Below are 731 nucleotides of genomic sequence, written 5' to 3' on the forward strand. Positions count from 1 at the left end.
CGGGGTTGCACATGCCGGGGCCGGCCCAGCGGGCCAGCACGGCGTCGAGGGTGGCGCGGGCCTGAGGGTCGAGGTGGCCTTTGATCGGGGTCATGCCGTCGCGGTCTTGGGGGCCCAATACCAGGCTGCGGCGTTTGGCGCGGTCGGCGTCGGTGTAGTTGCCGTCGGGGTGCAGGTGATCGGCCATGCGCCCGGCGAGTTTGGCCAGCTGCTCAGGCCGGTACTGGCCGGCCAGCTCGGAGAGCTCTGTTTCGGCCTGCACCAACGTCGCGGTGTCGAGACCGTCGGGCAGGTAGTCGAAGAATTTGCGGATCACTTCGATGTGGGCGGCCCCGATCGCTCCGGCGCGTTGGGCGGCGGCCACGGCAGGCAACACCGGTTCCAACGGTTCGCCGGTCAGGGTGCGGCGCGGGCCCAGTTCGGCGGCCTCGGCGAGGCGGCGACCGGCCTCCCCGCGGCTTAGATGCAGTTCGTCGGCCAGCACCCAGCGTGGCTTGCCGCCCAGTTCGGCCGGGTCGGTGGCGGCAACCTGGTTGACCAGCGGATGCTCCACCGCCGGCAGCCGGCGGCGCAATCGCTCGCAGCGCTGCAACAGCGCCACACACTCCCGCGGTGTCAGCGCCGAGAAGTCCAGCTCCAGCGCCCGATCCAGCTCAGCCGCCAGCGCGTCGAAGACTTCGACGATCTCTTTCCGACTGTTCGAATGCATGTGCGAATCGTAGCGAGAGGCA

General features: G+C 70.0%; 1 protein-coding gene. It reads right to left on the bottom strand.

Annotated elements, in window-relative coordinates:
* A partial coding sequence (locus A5694_RS15925; RefSeq protein WP_131809608.1) for a DUF222 domain-containing protein occupies positions 1 to 709 on the bottom strand: 709 nt, incomplete at its 3' end.
* Between the last annotated feature and the right edge of the window lie 22 nt (positions 710 to 731).

Origin of the sequence: Mycolicibacter sinensis (assembly GCF_001667945.1) — a bacterium.
In the GTDB taxonomy this organism is placed as follows: Bacteria; Actinomycetota; Actinomycetes; order Mycobacteriales; family Mycobacteriaceae; genus Mycobacterium; species Mycobacterium sinense_B.